We start from the raw sequence: 16,977 nt of genomic DNA, 5'->3' as shown, positions 1-16,977 counted from the left end.
TTATACTTGTTCTTTTGCTGTTCTTTTGCTTATTTCTTTTGCGTTCTCTTATGCTTATGCTTCAACTTTAATTTTCACTTTATTTTCTTCGATGACTGCTTTAAGCAAATTACCCTCTTGAATGAGTTTTCTGATGTAAAGCTCTGCAATTTCATCTTCGATCATACGCTGAATCGTTCTGCGAAGTGGTCTTGCACCATATTTTTCATCAAAGCCTTCTTTAACGAGTAATGCTTTCACTTCGTCGTCTACTTCAAGTAACATTTTCTTTTCTTTTACTTCTGAAGCAACTTCTTTAAGCTGTAAATCAACGATTTCTCTAAGTTCTTCCTTCGCAAGTGCCTTAAAGACAATGATATCGTCGATACGATTTAAGAACTCAGGTCTAAAGTGTTCTTTTAGCATTTCTCTTACTGAATTTTCAACTTTCTTTTCTTGTTCAGCACCGAAGCCCATAACCGTTGATTTCATCTGTGTGCCAATGTTCGATGTCATGATAATGACAGTGTTTTCAAAGAACACCGTTCTGCCCTGTCCATCTGTTAATCGACCATCTTCAAGAATTTGAAGTAAGATATTGAACACGTCTGCATGCGCTTTTTCAATTTCATCTAGTAGGATGACTGAATAAGGTTTGCGTCTAACTTTTTCAGTTAATTGACCACCTTGTTCATAACCGACATATCCAGGAGGCGCTCCAATCAATTTAGATACGGTATGCTTTTCCATAAACTCCGACATGTCCATACGAATCATTGCTTCTTCAGTTCCAAAAAGCTCTTCTGCCAGCGATTTCGCAAGTTCTGTTTTACCTACTCCTGTAGGTCCAACAAAGATAAAGGATGCTGGCTTTCTTTTCTTTCTAAAGCCAGAACGATTACGTCTTACCGCTTTGGCGATTACTTCTACCGCAGCGTGTTGCCCGATCACTCTTCTATGAAGTCTGTTTTCAAGTTCAATGAGCTTTTCAGCTTCTTCTTCAGTGATGCGTTTTACAGGGATTTTCGTCCACGCTTCTATGACATATGCCACATCTTCAACCGTTAGGCTCACATGTGCACTGGATTTTTCAAGTGCATCAATTCTTTCATTTAATCTTAAAAGCTCGACTCTAAGGTCAGCTGCTTTTTCATACTCACCATCTGCCGTTGCTTCAGCTCTTTGAGCTTCAAGGCGATCCGCTTCTTCTTCAAGCGCTTTGACCTCTACAAGACCATGGTTTTTAAGGTTCGCTCTTGAACCCGCCTCATCGATAACATCGATTGCTTTATCCGGTAAAAATCGATCTGTGATGTATCTAGAGGATAGCTTAACCGCTGCCTCAATCACTTCGTCATCAATGGCTACTTTATGAAACGCTTCATAATAATCCTTAATGCCTTTGAGAATTTCGATACTGTCTTCAACTGAAGGCTCATCGACCACTACTGGTTGGAATCGTCTTTCTAAAGCAGCATCCTTTTCGATGTGTTTACGATACTCTTCAAGTGTCGTCGCACCGATAATTTGCACTTCGCCTCTAGCAAGAGCTGGTTTTAAAATGTTTGCTGCATTCATTACACCACCATGTACTTCACCAGCACCCATGATGTTGTGAACTTCATCGATGACGAGTATCACATTGCCATGTTGAGAGGCTTCAGTAATAATCGACTTCATACGGCCTTCAAACTGGCCTCTAAACTGAGTCCCCGCTACGATAGCCGTCATATCCAACAAGTAGATTTCTGTATCGAGTAATTTTTCAGGCACTTGTTTTTCTACGATTCTTACTGCAAGGCCTTCTGCTATCGCCGTTTTACCAACACCTGGCTCACCCAATAGCAGCGGGTTGTTTTTACTTCTGCGGTTTAGGATTTGAACCACGCGATCGATTTCACGATTTCTTCCGATAATACGATCAATTTCACCGTTTTTCGCTTTTTCTATTAGATTTGAGCCATACTTGCTCAAAGTTTTAAGCTTTACTTTCTTGTACTTCTTCTTATCATATGCAGGTTCTTCATCGATTTCCTCTTCAAAGTCCTCTGCAGCTTCATCATAAGTGTCATCATATTCTTCAAGATCCATGTCTTCATCATAATGATCGTGATCTTGATCATAATTCATAAATTGCATAAATGGATTTTCTTCATCTTGTGAAGCATTGTCAAAGAGCTTGTTCATTTGCTTAGATAAGTTATCCATTTCTTCTGGACTGAGATTGATTTGATTCATAATCTCATCCATTACCGGATACCCTTTCTTTTGTGCACACTCAAGACATAAATCCACATATTCAGTCTTTCCATTTTCTATTTTTGCTGTCCGCATCATCGCGACATTTTTTTTACATTCAGAACATTTCTTCATAATCACTCACCTTAATCTTTTTCAATAACGTCTAGTTCCCACACTCGATTATGGTAATTATAACCTAGATAGAGAAAAATAATATGCCTAATTTGTAAAATTTTTTATGAACAAAGCTTAAAAGTTGTAATTTACCAGCGAATTCGATACACTTTAGGTACATAAGGAGGTATTTATGGACCAAAACCTAACGACAATTATCGATAAGCGCATCGAAAAGACAATAAAAGCACTTAAGCGCAATAACATGAATGGCTATCATGTTAGAACAGTTGATGAACTAAAAGGACTTCTTCTTGAATTAATGCCACCTGAAACATCCCTTGCTGTGGGTGGTTCACAAACCTTATTCGAAACGGGTTTAATCGACTGGTTACGCGAGCAGCCTTTCACTTTCTATGACCGTTACGCACCAGGCTTGACGCCACAAGAGGTTCAATTGGTTCATAGAAAAGCCTTCAGTGCAGATGCTTACCTTGCTAGCTCAAATGCAATCACCGAACAGGGTGAACTCTACAACGTCGATGGTTCAGGCAATCGCGTCGCTGCAATCACTTTCGGCCCAAGCCGAGTTTATCTTATTGTAAGCCCTAATAAAATCGTTAAAGACCTTGATGCTGCAATCGCTCGCAACAGAGAAATCGCTGCTCCAGCAAATAATGTTAGACTCTCTACGAACACACCTTGTACGCATACGGGTTCATGCAACGACTGTAGAAGTGAAAATAGAATTTGCTGTAGCTATTCTATTATTGGTCATCAACGTGACGCAAGTAGAATCCACGTCATCTTTTTAGATGGACAATGGGGTTACTAATCCCACAAAATATGAAAGCTCTTTCTAGAAGTCTAGGAAGAGCTTTACTTATTCTTGGTGTTAACTCAAACTAAAAGTTCTTACTAAAGAACTAATTACCGTTAAACTATGATCTCATTTACAACTGATCTTTGATTTCGTCCGAATGCATCACTCGGTTAACGATCACCTTGTCGTCTTCCCAATATAAAATCAATGCCATTGGCCCAATAACAAGTAAGCAGGCTTCATCTGAGTCGGTATCGATACGATCTATATTCTCTGCAACCGCTCTAAAAATGGTTTCTTCAGAGAATGGCAATGGCGCTGCTTGGTCAATTTGTACTTTAACAATCTTTTCTGACATATAGCCTCCTATTTTTCACTCTCTTATTTTACAATACTTTATGCGATTTGAACATACTTCAGGCGCGACTGTAATAGGATTGTGGTAAAAAAAAAAGAAACCACTATATAAGTAGTTTCTCTTCAATCATTTAGTTCTTACTAAAATCTATTTTTTGAAAATGCCAAGTGGTTTTCCAACTGGTAAAAACACTCTGCCAAATGTATGGTTTAATACGTTTGCAGCCGAACCATAGAAACCTACTAAAGCAATAAAGAATTCACTCCAAGCTGCTAACTCATGGCCGAACTCTACGCCCCAAATAACGCTAAGTGATAAGCCAAGGAACAAGAAGTCGATTAGTACAAAGATAATCATCAATACTTTATTTGTTTCAAGTGACGCTAACGTCATATATAAAGAAAAGATGAGGTAACCTAAGAAAGCAAAGCCTAACTGCTTAATGTCGCCGCCAGCTTGCATCGCTTCACCAAATACGCCATTTGAAGTCATCCAAGTCATTGCTACTGCTAACCAGAATAATGAGTAAGCACCAAATGCTGTTGCACCAAATACATTGCCCTTTTTAGCGTCATTTACACATGCGTAAACTTGTGCCAAAGCACCTAAAAAGATCGCCCAAGGAATAATGAATGATGTGCCTGTTGTCCAACCTAATTTTTGAGTTGAAGCAACAAATGTAACCATAGCAAGACCGAATAATCCCAATGCCGATGGGTCTGCCGTAAAAATTTTTCTTTCGTTTTGATCCACGATAAATCCTCCCACTGATAAATCTTTAACTAAATGATAAACTCCAAAATAGATTATCATAAAAGCAAGTCCATATCAAGAAAAATCAAATCAAAAAAAAATAGTCAAAAATTGCGCTTTTGCGGGTATAATAGACTAATAAATAAAGATAGTACCAAGGAGGCATATATGCAAATCGCAGCATTTTTTGATATTGACGGAACGCTCTATCGCAATTCCTTATTGATAGAACATTTTAAAAAGATGGTAAAATATGAAATCATCGACCCTGCACTTTGGCACACAAGCATTAAAAGTGCTTTTACAGAGTGGCGTAAACGCGTTGGCGAATACGACACTTATATGTTAGAACTCGTAGAAACCTACTATGAAGCCTTAAAAGGGAGACGCGTCGCCGACCTTGAGTTTATTTCAAATCAGGTCATCGCACTCCACGGTGATATCGTCTACAAATATACGCGCAGTCGTATTTTATGGCATAAGCTCAATGGCCATAAGGTGTTTTTCATCTCTGGCAGCCCTGATTTTCTCGTTTCAAAGATGGCAGACAAATACAGCATCGACGCTTATAGAGGCACCAGCTACATCGTCGATGAAGAAGGGCGCTTTACTGGCGAAGTCATCCCTATGTGGGATTCTGACAGCAAAGACAGAGCCATAGACGAGCTCGTTGAGCAGTTCGGCATCGATCTCAGTCAAAGCTATGCATATGGCGATACCAATGGCGATTACTCCATGCTCTGTCGCGTTGGAAACCCGATAGCGATTAATCCCGCTAAAGAACTCTTACTCAACATCAAAACAACGCCAGAACTCGCCGAAAAAGCAAAAATCATCATCGAAAGAAAAGACCTCGTCTATGAACTAGACGCTAACGTCAAAGTTATTTCAGACGATCAATTACACATTTAAACTTTACGCTGTTAATCAAACAAAAATAAAAAATAGCTGATGCGTATCTAGTTATATAGATCGTATCAGCTATTGTTATTTGTTATATAGCTTAGAGATATAAAAACACTCTGAGGAGGCTCCGCAGTTATACGAGGACCGGTCCTCTGGAGAGTATTATTATATCTTTAAGCTAATTAAATCTATTAATAGAAAATATTCAGAAGTAGAATAGCTACTTTCTCTTACTTATGATAAACATCTTTTCTAAGCTGCTTGATGATCGGTAGTTGTTCTCTTATATGAGAAACCTCTCCAAAATCAATTTCGCCTAGTAGATACCCTTCAGAGTCATCTAATCTACCCAGTACATCGCCCCATGGATCGACGACGATGGAGTTGCCGTATGAGATATAGCTCAGTGAGTAGTCCCTCGCAGGCGCACAGCCAACTGTAAAGACCTGATTGTCTACAGCACGGGTTCTAAAAAGGAGTTCCCAATGTGCTGGTCCAGTTGTCATATTAAATGCAGCTGGATAAATCAACATTTTTGCCCCTCTGTCTACCATCATTCTAGAGAGTTCAGGGAATCTAACATCATAGCAAATGGCAAGGCCAATTGTACCAAATTCTGTTTCGAATACAGTGGCATGATCTCCTGCTTCAAGGGTTTCTGACTCCTTAAAGTACTGGCCATTTTCGATATTGATATCAAACATATGAATTTTTCTATGTTTACCGATTTGATTGCCGTTTCTATCAAAGACAAATGACGTATTATAGATGTTGCCGTCCTCTATTTCAGCGATAGAACCGCACACCAAATAGATGTGATTGTCTATTGCAACCTGTCTCATTCTCTGCCAGGTTGGTCCACCTTCTGGCTCAGCATATTGTGGGAATCTTTGCGTCTCATATGGACAGTTAAACATCTCTGGTAATACAACCATATCTGCGCCTTGATCTGCCAACTGTTTAATGTTTTCAGCAGCCTTGTCCAGTGACATCTCTTTGTCTTTATAGGTAATCATTTGTATGAGACCCAATTTCATCTTTTCCTTCAACGTCATCCCTCCTTATTTTTCTCCGACTCTTTGATAAAAGTCTTTCAAATTTTGGACGATTTTTTCGATGTCGTCTTTTGCTTCATTTCTACTTAGAACTTCTTTATGGTCTGTACCTGCATAAGTGAAATGCTCCGTTAATGGCATTCTTAGGTTTCTAAAAACCAAGCCTAAACTCAGTGCATTCCCAGTAAATTGATCGGTATAGGCATTTGCACCACCCAGAGAGATGATATAGCCTTGCTTATTCTCGCTCACTGTATTTTCCACATACGGCTTGCCATGTTTAAAATCACAGATAAAAATCATCTGACAGCGGTCTACCAGCTGTTTCAACTTACTGGTGATACCATTGAAATACACAGGCGACGCAACGATAAGAACATCAGTAGCCTTTAATGCCTTATATACTGATTCCATATCATCATCGTGCACACATTTGCCATAAGAATTTGCACAAACATTACAATCGATACAGGGCTTAACCGTTAAACGATTAATGTCGTATACTTGTGGATAAATTTCGTTTTTCTTGAGTTCTTCCACAAGCCGATCGACGTATTGACTACTTTGACCATTTGATCTGTGACTTCCTTTTAAAATAACGGGATGTTTCAATCGCTTTTCTCCTATAACAACTTTGATAATTGATAATCTTTTATTTGATGACCATTATTAGACAGATAGACCTTGTCTACAATGGCTTTACAAACTTCACTCGATCCTGAAATCACGTTATACCTTTCAGCATCATAATGATAATTGAAATCGCCTCCTGCTTCAGTAATCATTAGAGCACCTGCTGCGAGGTCCCACTTACCAAGTCTAAGCTCCCAAAATGCATCGTAGACACCAGCTGCTACCAAACACAAATCATAAGCTGCTGCTCCCAGTCTTCTAAGACCCTTTACGAGAGGAACCATCGTCGCTATATTTTGTGAATTGTTATTCTTAGCGGTAGCACGGTCATATGGAAATCCTGTCGCTAAGACACTTTTACCCAGTTCTGACTGAGTTGATGCACAAAGTCTTATTGGTGATTGCTCTTTTACCACACGATAGGCACCTTCACCTCTTTGTGCAAAATAGATTTCTTCCAAAGTAGGGACATAAACGACGCCAAACTCTGGCTTGTTCTTATACCATCTTGCTATTGATACGGCAAATATAGGATGACCAATCGAAAAATTGGTTGTGCCATCTAAAGGGTCGATGATCCATTCATAATCAGACGCTGCCACATTGGGTTGATAGCCTTGTTCCTCCGATAAAATTTGATCACCAGGGAACAGCTCCTTAAGACGACTTACGATGAGTTTATCGCAAGCTATATCAGCTTCTGTCACCATATCTACTGATGTACTTTTTGTCTCAATCGAGAGCGTATTACTTCTAAAAAAATGCATTTGAAGCGCACCTGCTTCTTTGGCAAGTGCGATAACTGCTTCATATTGTTTATCTATCATGTTAACTTCCTATTCTTATAAATCGATGTTGGTCTTTCCTGTCTTGTGTTCTACCGTTAATTTAATGATGTTCGTCTTATGAAAATCATTTGCTGCATATTTAAAGCCGCCCTCTGTAAATTCAGGAGCGTACTTCACAATAAAGCGCTTTAGAATTTCAAGCTTTGTATCGTCTGATTCAACAAACTCAGCTTTTCCAAAACAGACGACACTTTCGAAATCGCTTGAGAATCTTTTAGCGACGACGCTATGACGTCCAACGATTGTAAAACCAACCTTTTCGTGTGCAGCGATGGCATCTATTTTCATACCTTCCCTTGCGCAGTGTATATAAATTGCATGCTCATCAGAGACATAATTGACGGGTATAGCATATGGATAGCCATTTGTATCCAAAACTGAAAGAACGCCATATTCGCCTTCTAAAATCAGCTTGTCGATACGATCTGCTGGCATAACTTTTTTCTGAACGCGCATTTCTTTAAACATATTGACCTCCAATTCCTTTACTCATTACATTATCCACTATACACCCTGTGGCTACACTTGTGAACGCAATTTTTAACATTTTGTAAATGTCTAAGAAAATTGTTTATAAAATGATATTTCGGTTAACTATATACTTGTAAACATATATATGGAGGTTGTCATGAGAGATCAAATTACAATGGGCGGTAATCCCATCAAACTTTTAGGAGAAGAAATTAAAGTTGGAATGAAAGCACCTGCTTTTAAAGCGGTTAAACCAGATATGTCTGAATTCAATTCTGATGAGTTAAATGGAAAAATCAAAATTTACAGCGTTGTTCCTTCAATCGATACTCGTATCTGTGAGTTCCAAACGATTCGTTTTAACGAAGAAGCGACAAAACACCCAGATGTAATGGTCGTTACGGTGAGCGTGGATTTACCATTTGCTCAAAAACGCTTCTGTGTAGCAAATAGCATTGAAAAATCAATCGTTGTCTCAGATTATCAATCGCTTGATTTCGGAACAAAATACGGCTACGCTATCGAAGGCTTAAGACTTTTAGCGCGTGGGATCGTCGTCGTAGATGCTGAAGATAATGTAAGATATGTTGAGTATGTAAAAGAAGTTGGGTCTCACCCAGATTATGATAAAGTTTTGGAGTTCATTGAGACTTTGTAATATTAATCGTAAAAAGGTGCCTCTGTTTATCTGAATAGGATAAGCAGCAGCACCTTTATTTTTTTTCTATATCGCACAATTATCTTAAAAACAGCGGCACTAAAATGGGTACTAACGTCGAAAGGATTAATCCTGTTGAGAACGACAATACGGCAGTTTCGGAGTTTGTATTTCTCGAAACGATAGGTAGTGTCGTATCCATAGCCGTTGCGCCAGCAGGAGCAATCGCTTCATAGAAGCCAACGTACTTTGCCACAAGTGGAATCATCATAATCGCTATGATTTCTCTTACGACGTTGGTTAAAAAAGCAAGAACGGAAAGCTCAGCAGAGTATGGCGCAATGATAATTGAAGACAAAGTATACCAGCCAAGGCCAGAGCCGATTGCGCCTGACTCATGAAGCGGATAACCGAGTATTGCACCTATAATAAACGCGCCAATTAAGCTGCCCACTGCCACACCTATTGGGATTAAAAAAAACAAAGCACCAGATCTTTTCAGATCCTTTAAAACGTTTTTATTTTTTCCGATATCGATGCCCACAAAAAACAATAGAAGACATAAACCGACTGTCAGCCAGTTATCTGAAAGTGCATACCAGCTGTCCGGAACAAACAATCCTACGATTCCGCCGATCACGACCGCTAAAATGATTTTAAAAGTCATTTCGTCACCTGCTTTCTACCATAGAGTCGAAGCATGAGATGTACGGTGAGAACGCTGAAGACAACCGTAAAAACTCCAAATAAAACCGCATGTAGGCCAATCTTTAAAAATGCTTCCTTTACACGGTCATCCATGCCGATGCGCATGCCCATGATAAACAATAGACCAAACAGACATGCCATTTGAAGTCGATCGATGCGGGCGAGCATCGCCTTATGTATCCAGCCACGATAGCTGAATATCCCCCCGATAATTAACAGCCCTAAATACAACAAAATCCCTGACATATTATCCCCTCTCTAAAATAGGTATCTCCCCAAGATACCGCATTTCACCACTTGGTAAAAGTGAGACTCTAACTGGATGAATCTCCACCCCAACTTCAAGTGCTTTGTAAAAAATATCTGCAAAAACAGGGTCCGTGTCCCATTTGGGTGAAAACTGTGTCGCTTCACTTAAAACAAGAATGAGTACGCCTGCTCTTTTGCCTTGTTGCTTTAAACTAATGAGTTCCTCAAGATGTCTTGCACCTCTTACTGTTGGCGCATCAGGGAACATCGCTGTGCCATCAATGGACAGTGAGCAACCTTTTACCTCTATCCAAATAGGCGCTTCCCCTATTATAACACCATAATAGTCAATTCGGGACTGTCCTACCTTAACTTCTGCTTTTAAGTCCGACATTGGACCAAAGGGATTGAGCTCTGGATTTTCTAGAATCGCGGTACTGATGTAACGGTGAATGCCAGAATGTACTAAGACATACTCATCTTCTTTTTTAGCTGCAATCATATCCCAGCTGGTTTTACGTGTAGGCGATGGACAATATCTTACGAGTACTTCATTGCCTTCATAGAGCAGCTCTTTTAGACGCCCTGGATCATGTACGTGTACGGTTTCAACTCTACCCTCCACCTCGACCTTGGACAGATAGCGATTGGGACGCTCTATAAAGCGTCCCAATTGTAAATCCTTAAATTCATATACAGTCATTATTTTACCTCATAAGCCTTTAGCTCAGCCAATACTCTACCTTCGCTATCGGATAAGCTAATCTCTATCGTATCACCTGTTTTAAGTGCTTGACCGAGTGTTACTTCAGTATCCGATACCCAAGTAAACGCCGTTTCAGTTTGATTGATTAATACCTTCATGTTCTGATAAAACGGACCGCCAGTGAGTGCCGTTTTGCTACCTTCTGTTTTAACGTCTGAGATGGCAATCTCACTGAGTGATTTATTATAATCAGGGTTGTCGTTAATCGCCCACTTTGCTTTTTCAGCACCCGTTCCAAGATCATTAAAAATTGAAACATAAAGTGCTTTTGTATTTAAAAAAGTTGTCGCTTCTTTTTCAAGTCGATTGCCGTTTTCATCAAATCCAAAGGTTCTAAAGTAAACTGGCATTTCTCTTCTCGCCATATATAGCGCTTTCAAATAATCTGGCATATCGAGATTTAAATAATTCAAGATATAAGATGACATAAATGATGCATTCATCGTTGGTAATTTTTCTGAAGTATTATCGAAATTACTCCATAAAATATAAGGGACAGACATCATTTTAAGATCATTTTGAAGAGAGTAGTTGTCTTCATTTCCAACGTATCCAAGCTCTCTATAGGCTTGATAATCGTCACCCAGTGCTGGAAGATGATCGCCATAAAAGAGAATGATAGTTGGCTCATCACTTGCTTTTAGATAATTCACTAGCTTTTCAAGCGCTTGATCTGTAAGTGAAAGTCCTTGAACATAATTGTGTAGTAAATATCGGCTAGAGTCTGACATTTTTGTTTTGATATCAACAGTAAACTCATCCGCTGCAAATCTTGCATTACCAAAAGGTCCATGATTTTGCATCGTAACGATAAAATTAAATACAGGGTTAGTTTCACTTTCTATCGTATGGATGATCATGTCAGTTGAATAATCATCTGAAGCCAAACCACCAACTGTTCTCACATCATTCATAAACTCTAACGTTTTGAATGTATCAAAACCAAGATAATTATAAACATCATATCGGTTATAATACCATGACATGTATGGATGAATCCCTACCGCTGAATAACCTTGATTACGTAAAATAGAAGCCATAGAAATAACAGGAGACTTAATCTCATTTGGATAGACCATATACCAGTCATTAGAATAATTTTTTAAGGTCATACCTGTAAGAATCTCATACTCTGTGTTTGAAGTACCACCCCCGATAACTGGTACGTACATTTCACCATATCGACTTTCTTTACGTAAAGACTCAAAGAAAGCATTTGGATTTTCAGTCATTTTGATATCCAACTTATCGATGTCCCAATATGCTTCACTTTGAATGATGATGATATTCGGTTTTACTGGTTCTTCAGTTGGCGTTGGAAATTCAGCATTATATTCCTTAACATATCTCTGCATTAAGCTATCCGCTTCCTCTAACTGAGCATCGTCGATAACGATAGACGCTTCTCTGGTATTATTTGAAAGCGAATATAAAAATCCGGTTTCTAAAATATCTTGGTCAGAAGAAAATGACGTTTGACCGAGCATCAGAAATGGGATTGAAATAGCAATCATAAAGATAGCAATAAGCCTTTGTCCCTGTAGCTTTTCCTTTTTAAAAAATTTACGAAGTCCCATGGCATATGCAACCAATAGCAATGCACCGATGATTATTTGGATCAAAACCTTGATATTAAAGAGCTGTGGCATTAAAACCCATACTTCTTTTGCAAGCATAAAGTCATCCACTAACAAAGGTACATTTCTAAGAGAATATTTACCAATATTAATAGCATTCAAAATAAGTGAAACCGCACTCACGGAAAATGTCACAATCGCGATATTTCGGGTAAATATGAGCAAGACTGCTGCTACAAATATCATCAGCATAAGGTTTAAAGCAAAAGCTAATGGGCTGGTAAAAATCCAGTTCAATGTATCTGGAAAGCTCTTTCTAAACAAACTTTCAGTAAGAACGATTACGACGATAAAAATCCCTATCATTTTTAAAATTGGCATAATTGCAGTTGGACTTTTTTTAATATTTGATTTAATTTTGTCAAAAAACTTATTGGTCAATATATTCTCCTCTCGGGCTAATGCAGCTCGGTTTATTCTTAATTATATTTCTTTAATTTCATATAAATGAGAGTAGTATCGCCTTATTATAAGTGCTAAAATAGTAAAGGTATATTGTATACAACTACATATTAAGGTCGCATAATACAGCACGCTGACATTATATCAACAAAAAATTATGAAATCAACCAAGGTTTGTTAACACTTGTATTAAATAAATGCGACGTTTGGGAGGGTTTATGAAACCTAAGTTTTTCACCACCATAAAAAATTATAATAAACAGCAGTTTATCAGCGACTTAACAGCTGGGGTTATCGTTGCAATTATTGCACTTCCACTTTCTATTGCATTGGCAATTGCTTCAGGGGTTACGCCTGAAAAAGGACTTCATACCGCAATTATCGCTGGTTTTATTATTTCATTTTTAGGTGGCAGTAGGGTACAGATTGGTGGTCCGACTGGTGCCTTTATGGTTATTGTCTACGGAATCGTGATGAAATATGGTCTTGATGGACTGATTATGGCAACCATGATGGGTGGTATCATGATGATTCTTATGGGTGTCTTTAAACTAGGATCTGTAATAAAGTTTATTCCACACCCGATTACAACCGGATTTACTAGTGGTATCGCTGTAACGATTTTTTCATCTCAAATTAAGGATTTTTTTGGACTTAAGCTGGACGTTGTACCAGCTGAGTTTCTCGAAAAATGGCATGCCTATATTGGTGCATTTGGGACAACTCAGATGCAAACCTTAATCATTGGTGCGATTGCTCTTTTGATTATCATATTTTGGCCAAAAGACAAAATAAAAGTACCTGGCTCTTTAGCAGCACTTGTAGTTACGACCCTAATTGTTCAAATTACACCTATGGAAGTGGCAACCATCGGCTCAAAGTTTGGCGAACTTTCATCTGCACTTCCAGTCCCACATTTACCAGCGTTCAGTATCGAAAAAGTACGTTTGTTAATTGGGCCTGCATTTACAATTGCATTATTAGGCTCTATTGAATCCCTTTTATCTGCGGTTGTTGCCGATGGGATGATCGGCGGTAAACACCGCTCAAATACAGAATTGATCGCACAAGGGATTGCAAATATGGCTTCTGCACTGTTTGGTGGTATTCCTGCGACAGGGGCTATCGCGAGAACCGTTGCAAACATAAAAAACGGTGGCCGTACGCCGGTTGCAGGTATGGTTCATGCTATTACTTTGTTACTCATAATGTTAGTTTTCATGCCGCTTGCGAAACTTGTTCCACTTTCTGCATTGGCTGCGATACTCATCGTTGTCGCTTATAACATGAGTGAATGGCGTGAATTTATCGGTCTTTTAAAATCGCCTAAAAGCGATGTGATTGTATTACTCATTACTTTCTTCGTAACTGTTCTTGTGGATTTGGTTGTTGCAATCGAGATAGGCATGGTACTAGCATCGCTCTTGTTTATGAAACGTATGGCAGATGTAACAGAAGTTAAAGAGTTAACCCGAGATACTGCTGAGGAAGATGACAGCTTTACGCCTTCTTTTGACCCTTCACTACTTCAGCGTTTGCCATCACATATTACGGTCTATGAAGTAAACGGGCCATTTTTCTTTGGTGCTGCCGATAAATTTTTAGAAGTCAGCAAAGAAGTCGATCGATCAACAAAGATTATGATATTAAGACTTAGAAACGTACCGGCAATGGATGCAACTGCAATTCATGCTTTAAAACGGTTTATTGTGGTATGTAAGAAGAATAAAGTAAAATTGCTTTTCTCCGGTTTGAAACAACAACCAAGAGAAGTCTTGCAAAAATCAGGATTAATTGATACGCTTGGAGAAGACGCTATTTTTGAAAATTTTGAAGAAGCGTTATCATTTGCTGAAACGCTGCCAATTAAATAAAAGGAGTTACCATGTACGAAATAAAATTACATGATAAACATGTTGAGAAGTTCAAAGAAAAATACCCTTTGATCTTTAAGGAAAGTGTTGTTGGTTATCAGTTACTTGAAACATCAGATATCGAAGAAGGACAACTACTCAAACTAACAGACTCAAAGGGTAAGTTTGTTGCAACCGGCTATTACGGTCTTCAAAACAAAGGCTTGGGTTGGGTGCTCACAAATAATGAGCGTGAGAAAATTGATGATACATTTTTTCTCAAAAAGCTCTATCAAAGTATTGAAAAACGTCTCGGATTATATAACAATCCTAAAACAACTGCTTTTCGCGTTTTCAACGGCGAGGGCGATGGTATCGGCGGATTAACCATTGACTTTTTCGCAGGTTCTTACCTAATCAATTATTACAGTAAGGGAATCTATGCCTTTAAAAATCAAATTGAAAAGGCACTTAAACAATCTGTTGAATATGACGCCATCTATGAAAAATGTCGTTTTGAAGATCATGAAGAGGTCAATGATGGCTTTGTCGCTGGTAAACCACTTACCTTTCCAATAACCGTGCTTGAAAATGGTGTAAAGTTATCTGTTTTCTTCAACGAAGGTGGTATGGTTGGCGTTTTCCTTGATCAAAGAGAGATTAGAAAAGCGATACGTAATCAATACGCAAAAGGTAAAACTGTCCTCAATACGTTTTCTTATACAGGTGCATTTTCAACATTTGCTGCAATTGGTGGTGCTAAAAGTGTCACTAGTGTCGATCTAGCAAATAGAAGCTTAGAGCATACATTAAAGAACTATGAATTAAATCATATTGCCCCTGAAAATCATCCGATCTTAGTTGAAGATGTTTTCCACTACTTTAAATTTGCGCAAAAAAAAGGGCTTATTTTCGATTTGGTCATTTTAGATCCACCTAGCTATGCCAAGTCAAAAGACTTTACTTTTAGTGCAGAAAAGGATTATCCGACATTACTTGCTGATGCAATTAAAATCACTTCTCCAAAGGGGATTATCATCGCATCAAACAACTCAAGTAATATTACCTTAGATAAATTTAAACAACTTATCGGAAAAGGCTTTAACCTTGCAAACAAACGATTTAAAATTCTCGAAGTACATCAGCTACCAAAGGATTTTAGAACGCATTTCAAATATGAAGAGAGTAATTATTTGAAAGTTCTCTTTATACAAATCGATTAATTTTACCACAAGCATGATTGAGACTAAACAAAGCCCCTTCATACGGATTGCGTATGAAGGGGCTTATTTATTCCAGTTCTACAATTATTTTTCCACCTACATGGCCCTTTTCGAGTTCACCTATCCAGTAAGGAATCTCAGAAAAATCAATTTGGCGATCAATAACAGGGATTAGCTTTCCTTGCTCAACTGCTTCAGAAACATATCTTAAATCACTTGCGTTGGGCTTTGCCATTAAAACTCGGTAGCTTTTATCGTATTTTTTACTTAAGCTTTTCCCAAAAATTGAAAGATATAAAATATGATTCAAATTCCCACTGCCTACTAAGACAAATCTCCCTTTGGCAGATAACAGCTGATGAAAAATAGAAATCGGATAATCACCGTTCACATACAAAATCACATCGTAACTCGAGGTTATCTTTGATAAATCTTTTTTAGTGTAATCTATAACATCATCTGCACCTAATTGAATCGCTTGTGGGATCCGCTTTGTACTTACAACTGCTGTTATATGTGCATTCAGATTTTTACAGTGTTGAATCATATAACTCCCAACACCACCAGATGCACCCACGATGAGAACGCGTTCACCCTGATTGACTTTTGCAAGGTTTCTTACTGCCTGTAATGCAGTTACACTTGTGAGTGGTAAGGATGCCGCATCCGCATAAGATATGTTTGAAGGCATTTTTGCTATTAGCTGCTCATCGACACAAACAAAGTCTGCGAATGCGCCAAATCCGTACCCGGATAAATCGCCGTAAACGCAATCCCCTACTTTAAAATTTTTAACTGACTTTCCGGTTGCAGTTATGATGCCTGAAAAATCAGAGCCTTTAATTCTTGCTTTAGGTTTAAGCCATCCTGAAAAAACTCTAACAATAAAGGGTTTGCCTTGTAATAGCCGCCAATCAGGTGCATTTAATGATACACCTTTAATAACAACTAAAACTTCATTTTCTTTTGGAATTGGAATCGCTACCTCTTCAACTTTTAAAGAATCCCATTTGCCATACCTATTTTGTACGATTGCTTTCATTTGAAATCACCTCATCTTCACTTGAAACTGATATAAGTTCAACACCTAAATCTCGAATACGGTTTAAGACCCCATATAATGCGGCTTGATCTACTAACTCACCTCTTATAACCGTATTGAATGCACCAAATTTCTCTACTGATAGACTCTCAAACCAGTGTGGCTTAAGATTGCCTTTTATCATTATGGTATAAAACATCTTACACCTCCTAGAATCTTTGTATCTCGATCATAGCTAAAAAAAACTTTGGCTGCTAC

At 38.4% G+C, this 16,977-nt stretch carries 18 protein-coding genes; 5 read left to right on the top strand and 13 right to left on the bottom strand.

What is annotated here, in order from left to right:
* Nucleotides 1-54 precede the first annotated feature (54 nt).
* Nucleotides 55-2,352 (bottom strand): ATP-dependent Clp protease ATP-binding subunit, encoded by a 2,298-nt coding sequence (locus AC4PID_RS09945; protein WP_492131855.1) that lies wholly within the window; start codon nucleotides 2,350-2,352, stop codon nucleotides 55-57.
* 175 nt (nucleotides 2,353-2,527) lie between these two features.
* Here AC4PID_RS09945 and AC4PID_RS09940 point away from each other — a divergent pair, with 175 nt between their 5' ends.
* Nucleotides 2,528-3,169 carry a lactate utilization protein gene (locus tag AC4PID_RS09940; RefSeq protein ID WP_492131854.1) on the top strand — a complete coding sequence of 214 codons (642 nt, stop codon included), beginning with the start codon at nucleotides 2,528-2,530 and terminating at the stop codon, nucleotides 3,167-3,169.
* 118 nt (nucleotides 3,170-3,287) lie between these two features.
* Here the strand turns inward: AC4PID_RS09940 and AC4PID_RS09935 are convergent, their stop codons facing one another.
* Nucleotides 3,288-3,515, bottom strand: a complete 228-nt coding sequence (locus AC4PID_RS09935) for a hypothetical protein (RefSeq protein ID WP_492131853.1) — start codon at nucleotides 3,513-3,515, stop codon at nucleotides 3,288-3,290.
* 147 nt (nucleotides 3,516-3,662) lie between these two features.
* On the bottom strand, nucleotides 3,663-4,271 hold the full coding sequence (locus AC4PID_RS09930; RefSeq protein WP_492135378.1) for an acetate uptake transporter: 609 nt from the start codon (nucleotides 4,269-4,271) through the stop codon (nucleotides 3,663-3,665).
* Between the two features lie 165 nt (nucleotides 4,272-4,436).
* On the opposite strand from AC4PID_RS09930, the gene AC4PID_RS09925 reads away from it, so the two are divergent.
* A complete protein-coding gene (locus AC4PID_RS09925) occupies nucleotides 4,437-5,180 on the top strand; it encodes an HAD family hydrolase (protein ID WP_492131852.1) in 744 nt (247 codons plus the stop codon).
* A gap of 224 nt (nucleotides 5,181-5,404) precedes the next feature.
* Here AC4PID_RS09925 and AC4PID_RS09920 read toward each other — a convergent pair whose 3' ends face one another.
* The 4 genes from AC4PID_RS09920 to AC4PID_RS09905 are packed head-to-tail and all read right to left on the bottom strand — an operon-like array spanning nucleotide 5,405 to nucleotide 8,178.
* Nucleotides 5,405-6,211 carry a carbon-nitrogen hydrolase family protein gene (locus tag AC4PID_RS09920; protein WP_492135377.1) on the bottom strand — a complete coding sequence of 269 codons (807 nt, stop codon included), beginning with the start codon at nucleotides 6,209-6,211 and terminating at the stop codon, nucleotides 5,405-5,407.
* A 24-nt stretch (nucleotides 6,212-6,235) separates the two neighbouring features.
* The gene (locus tag AC4PID_RS09915; RefSeq protein WP_492131851.1) at nucleotides 6,236-6,841 is read right to left on the bottom strand and encodes a flavodoxin family protein; all 606 of its coding nucleotides are present in this window, start codon (nucleotides 6,839-6,841) and stop codon (nucleotides 6,236-6,238) included.
* Nucleotides 6,842-6,852: 11 nt separating this feature from the next.
* Nucleotides 6,853-7,689 carry an inositol monophosphatase family protein gene (locus AC4PID_RS09910; protein ID WP_492131850.1) on the bottom strand — a complete coding sequence of 279 codons (837 nt, stop codon included), beginning with the start codon at nucleotides 7,687-7,689 and terminating at the stop codon, nucleotides 6,853-6,855.
* A 15-nt stretch (nucleotides 7,690-7,704) separates the two neighbouring features.
* Nucleotides 7,705-8,178, bottom strand: coding sequence for a pyridoxamine 5'-phosphate oxidase family protein (locus AC4PID_RS09905; RefSeq protein WP_492131849.1), 474 nt, complete (start codon nucleotides 8,176-8,178; stop codon nucleotides 7,705-7,707).
* 160 nt (nucleotides 8,179-8,338) lie between these two features.
* Between AC4PID_RS09905 and tpx the strand changes: the two genes are divergently transcribed.
* On the top strand, nucleotides 8,339-8,839 hold the full coding sequence (gene tpx, locus AC4PID_RS09900) for a thiol peroxidase (protein ID WP_492131848.1): 501 nt from the start codon (nucleotides 8,339-8,341) through the stop codon (nucleotides 8,837-8,839).
* Nucleotides 8,840-8,918: 79 nt separating this feature from the next.
* Here tpx and AC4PID_RS09895 read toward each other — a convergent pair whose 3' ends face one another.
* The 4 genes from AC4PID_RS09895 to AC4PID_RS09880 are packed head-to-tail and all read right to left on the bottom strand — an operon-like array spanning nucleotide 8,919 to nucleotide 12,580.
* Nucleotides 8,919-9,506 carry a LysO family transporter gene (locus AC4PID_RS09895; RefSeq protein WP_492131847.1) on the bottom strand — a complete coding sequence of 196 codons (588 nt, stop codon included), beginning with the start codon at nucleotides 9,504-9,506 and terminating at the stop codon, nucleotides 8,919-8,921.
* Nucleotides 9,503-9,793: a hypothetical protein gene (locus AC4PID_RS09890; RefSeq protein WP_492131846.1), complete on the bottom strand. Its 291-nt coding sequence runs from the start codon at nucleotides 9,791-9,793 to the stop codon at nucleotides 9,503-9,505. The genes AC4PID_RS09895 and AC4PID_RS09890 overlap by 4 nt, the downstream gene beginning before the upstream one ends.
* 1 nt (nucleotide 9,794) lies before the next feature.
* Entirely contained in the window at nucleotides 9,795-10,499 is a 705-nt protein-coding gene (gene sfsA / locus AC4PID_RS09885) for a DNA/RNA nuclease SfsA (protein WP_492131845.1), read from the bottom strand.
* Entirely contained in the window at nucleotides 10,499-12,580 is a 2,082-nt protein-coding gene (locus AC4PID_RS09880; protein ID WP_492131844.1) for an LTA synthase family protein, read from the bottom strand. The genes sfsA and AC4PID_RS09880 overlap by 1 nt, the downstream gene beginning before the upstream one ends.
* A gap of 239 nt (nucleotides 12,581-12,819) precedes the next feature.
* Between AC4PID_RS09880 and AC4PID_RS09875 the strand changes: the two genes are divergently transcribed.
* Entirely contained in the window at nucleotides 12,820-14,475 is a 1,656-nt protein-coding gene (locus AC4PID_RS09875; protein ID WP_492131843.1) for a SulP family inorganic anion transporter, read from the top strand.
* Between the two features lie 11 nt (nucleotides 14,476-14,486).
* On the top strand, nucleotides 14,487-15,677 hold the full coding sequence (locus AC4PID_RS09870; protein ID WP_492131842.1) for a class I SAM-dependent rRNA methyltransferase: 1,191 nt from the start codon (nucleotides 14,487-14,489) through the stop codon (nucleotides 15,675-15,677).
* Nucleotides 15,678-15,744: 67 nt separating this feature from the next.
* On the opposite strand, the gene AC4PID_RS09865 is transcribed toward AC4PID_RS09870, so the two are convergent.
* Both AC4PID_RS09865 and AC4PID_RS09860 read right to left on the bottom strand, forming a co-directional pair.
* Nucleotides 15,745-16,719, bottom strand: coding sequence for an NAD(P)-dependent alcohol dehydrogenase (locus AC4PID_RS09865; protein ID WP_492131841.1), 975 nt, complete (start codon nucleotides 16,717-16,719; stop codon nucleotides 15,745-15,747).
* Nucleotides 16,697-16,918 carry a DUF8691 family protein gene (locus AC4PID_RS09860; RefSeq protein WP_492131840.1) on the bottom strand — a complete coding sequence of 74 codons (222 nt, stop codon included), beginning with the start codon at nucleotides 16,916-16,918 and terminating at the stop codon, nucleotides 16,697-16,699. Before AC4PID_RS09860 ends, AC4PID_RS09865 begins: the two co-directional genes overlap by 23 nt.
* Nucleotides 16,919-16,977: the final 59 nt, after the last annotated feature.

Source organism: Fusibacter sp. QWL-12 (genome assembly GCF_058683495.1).
The sequence above is the reverse complement of the archived record's forward strand: the minus strand, read 5'-3'. Positions and strand labels throughout refer to the sequence as shown.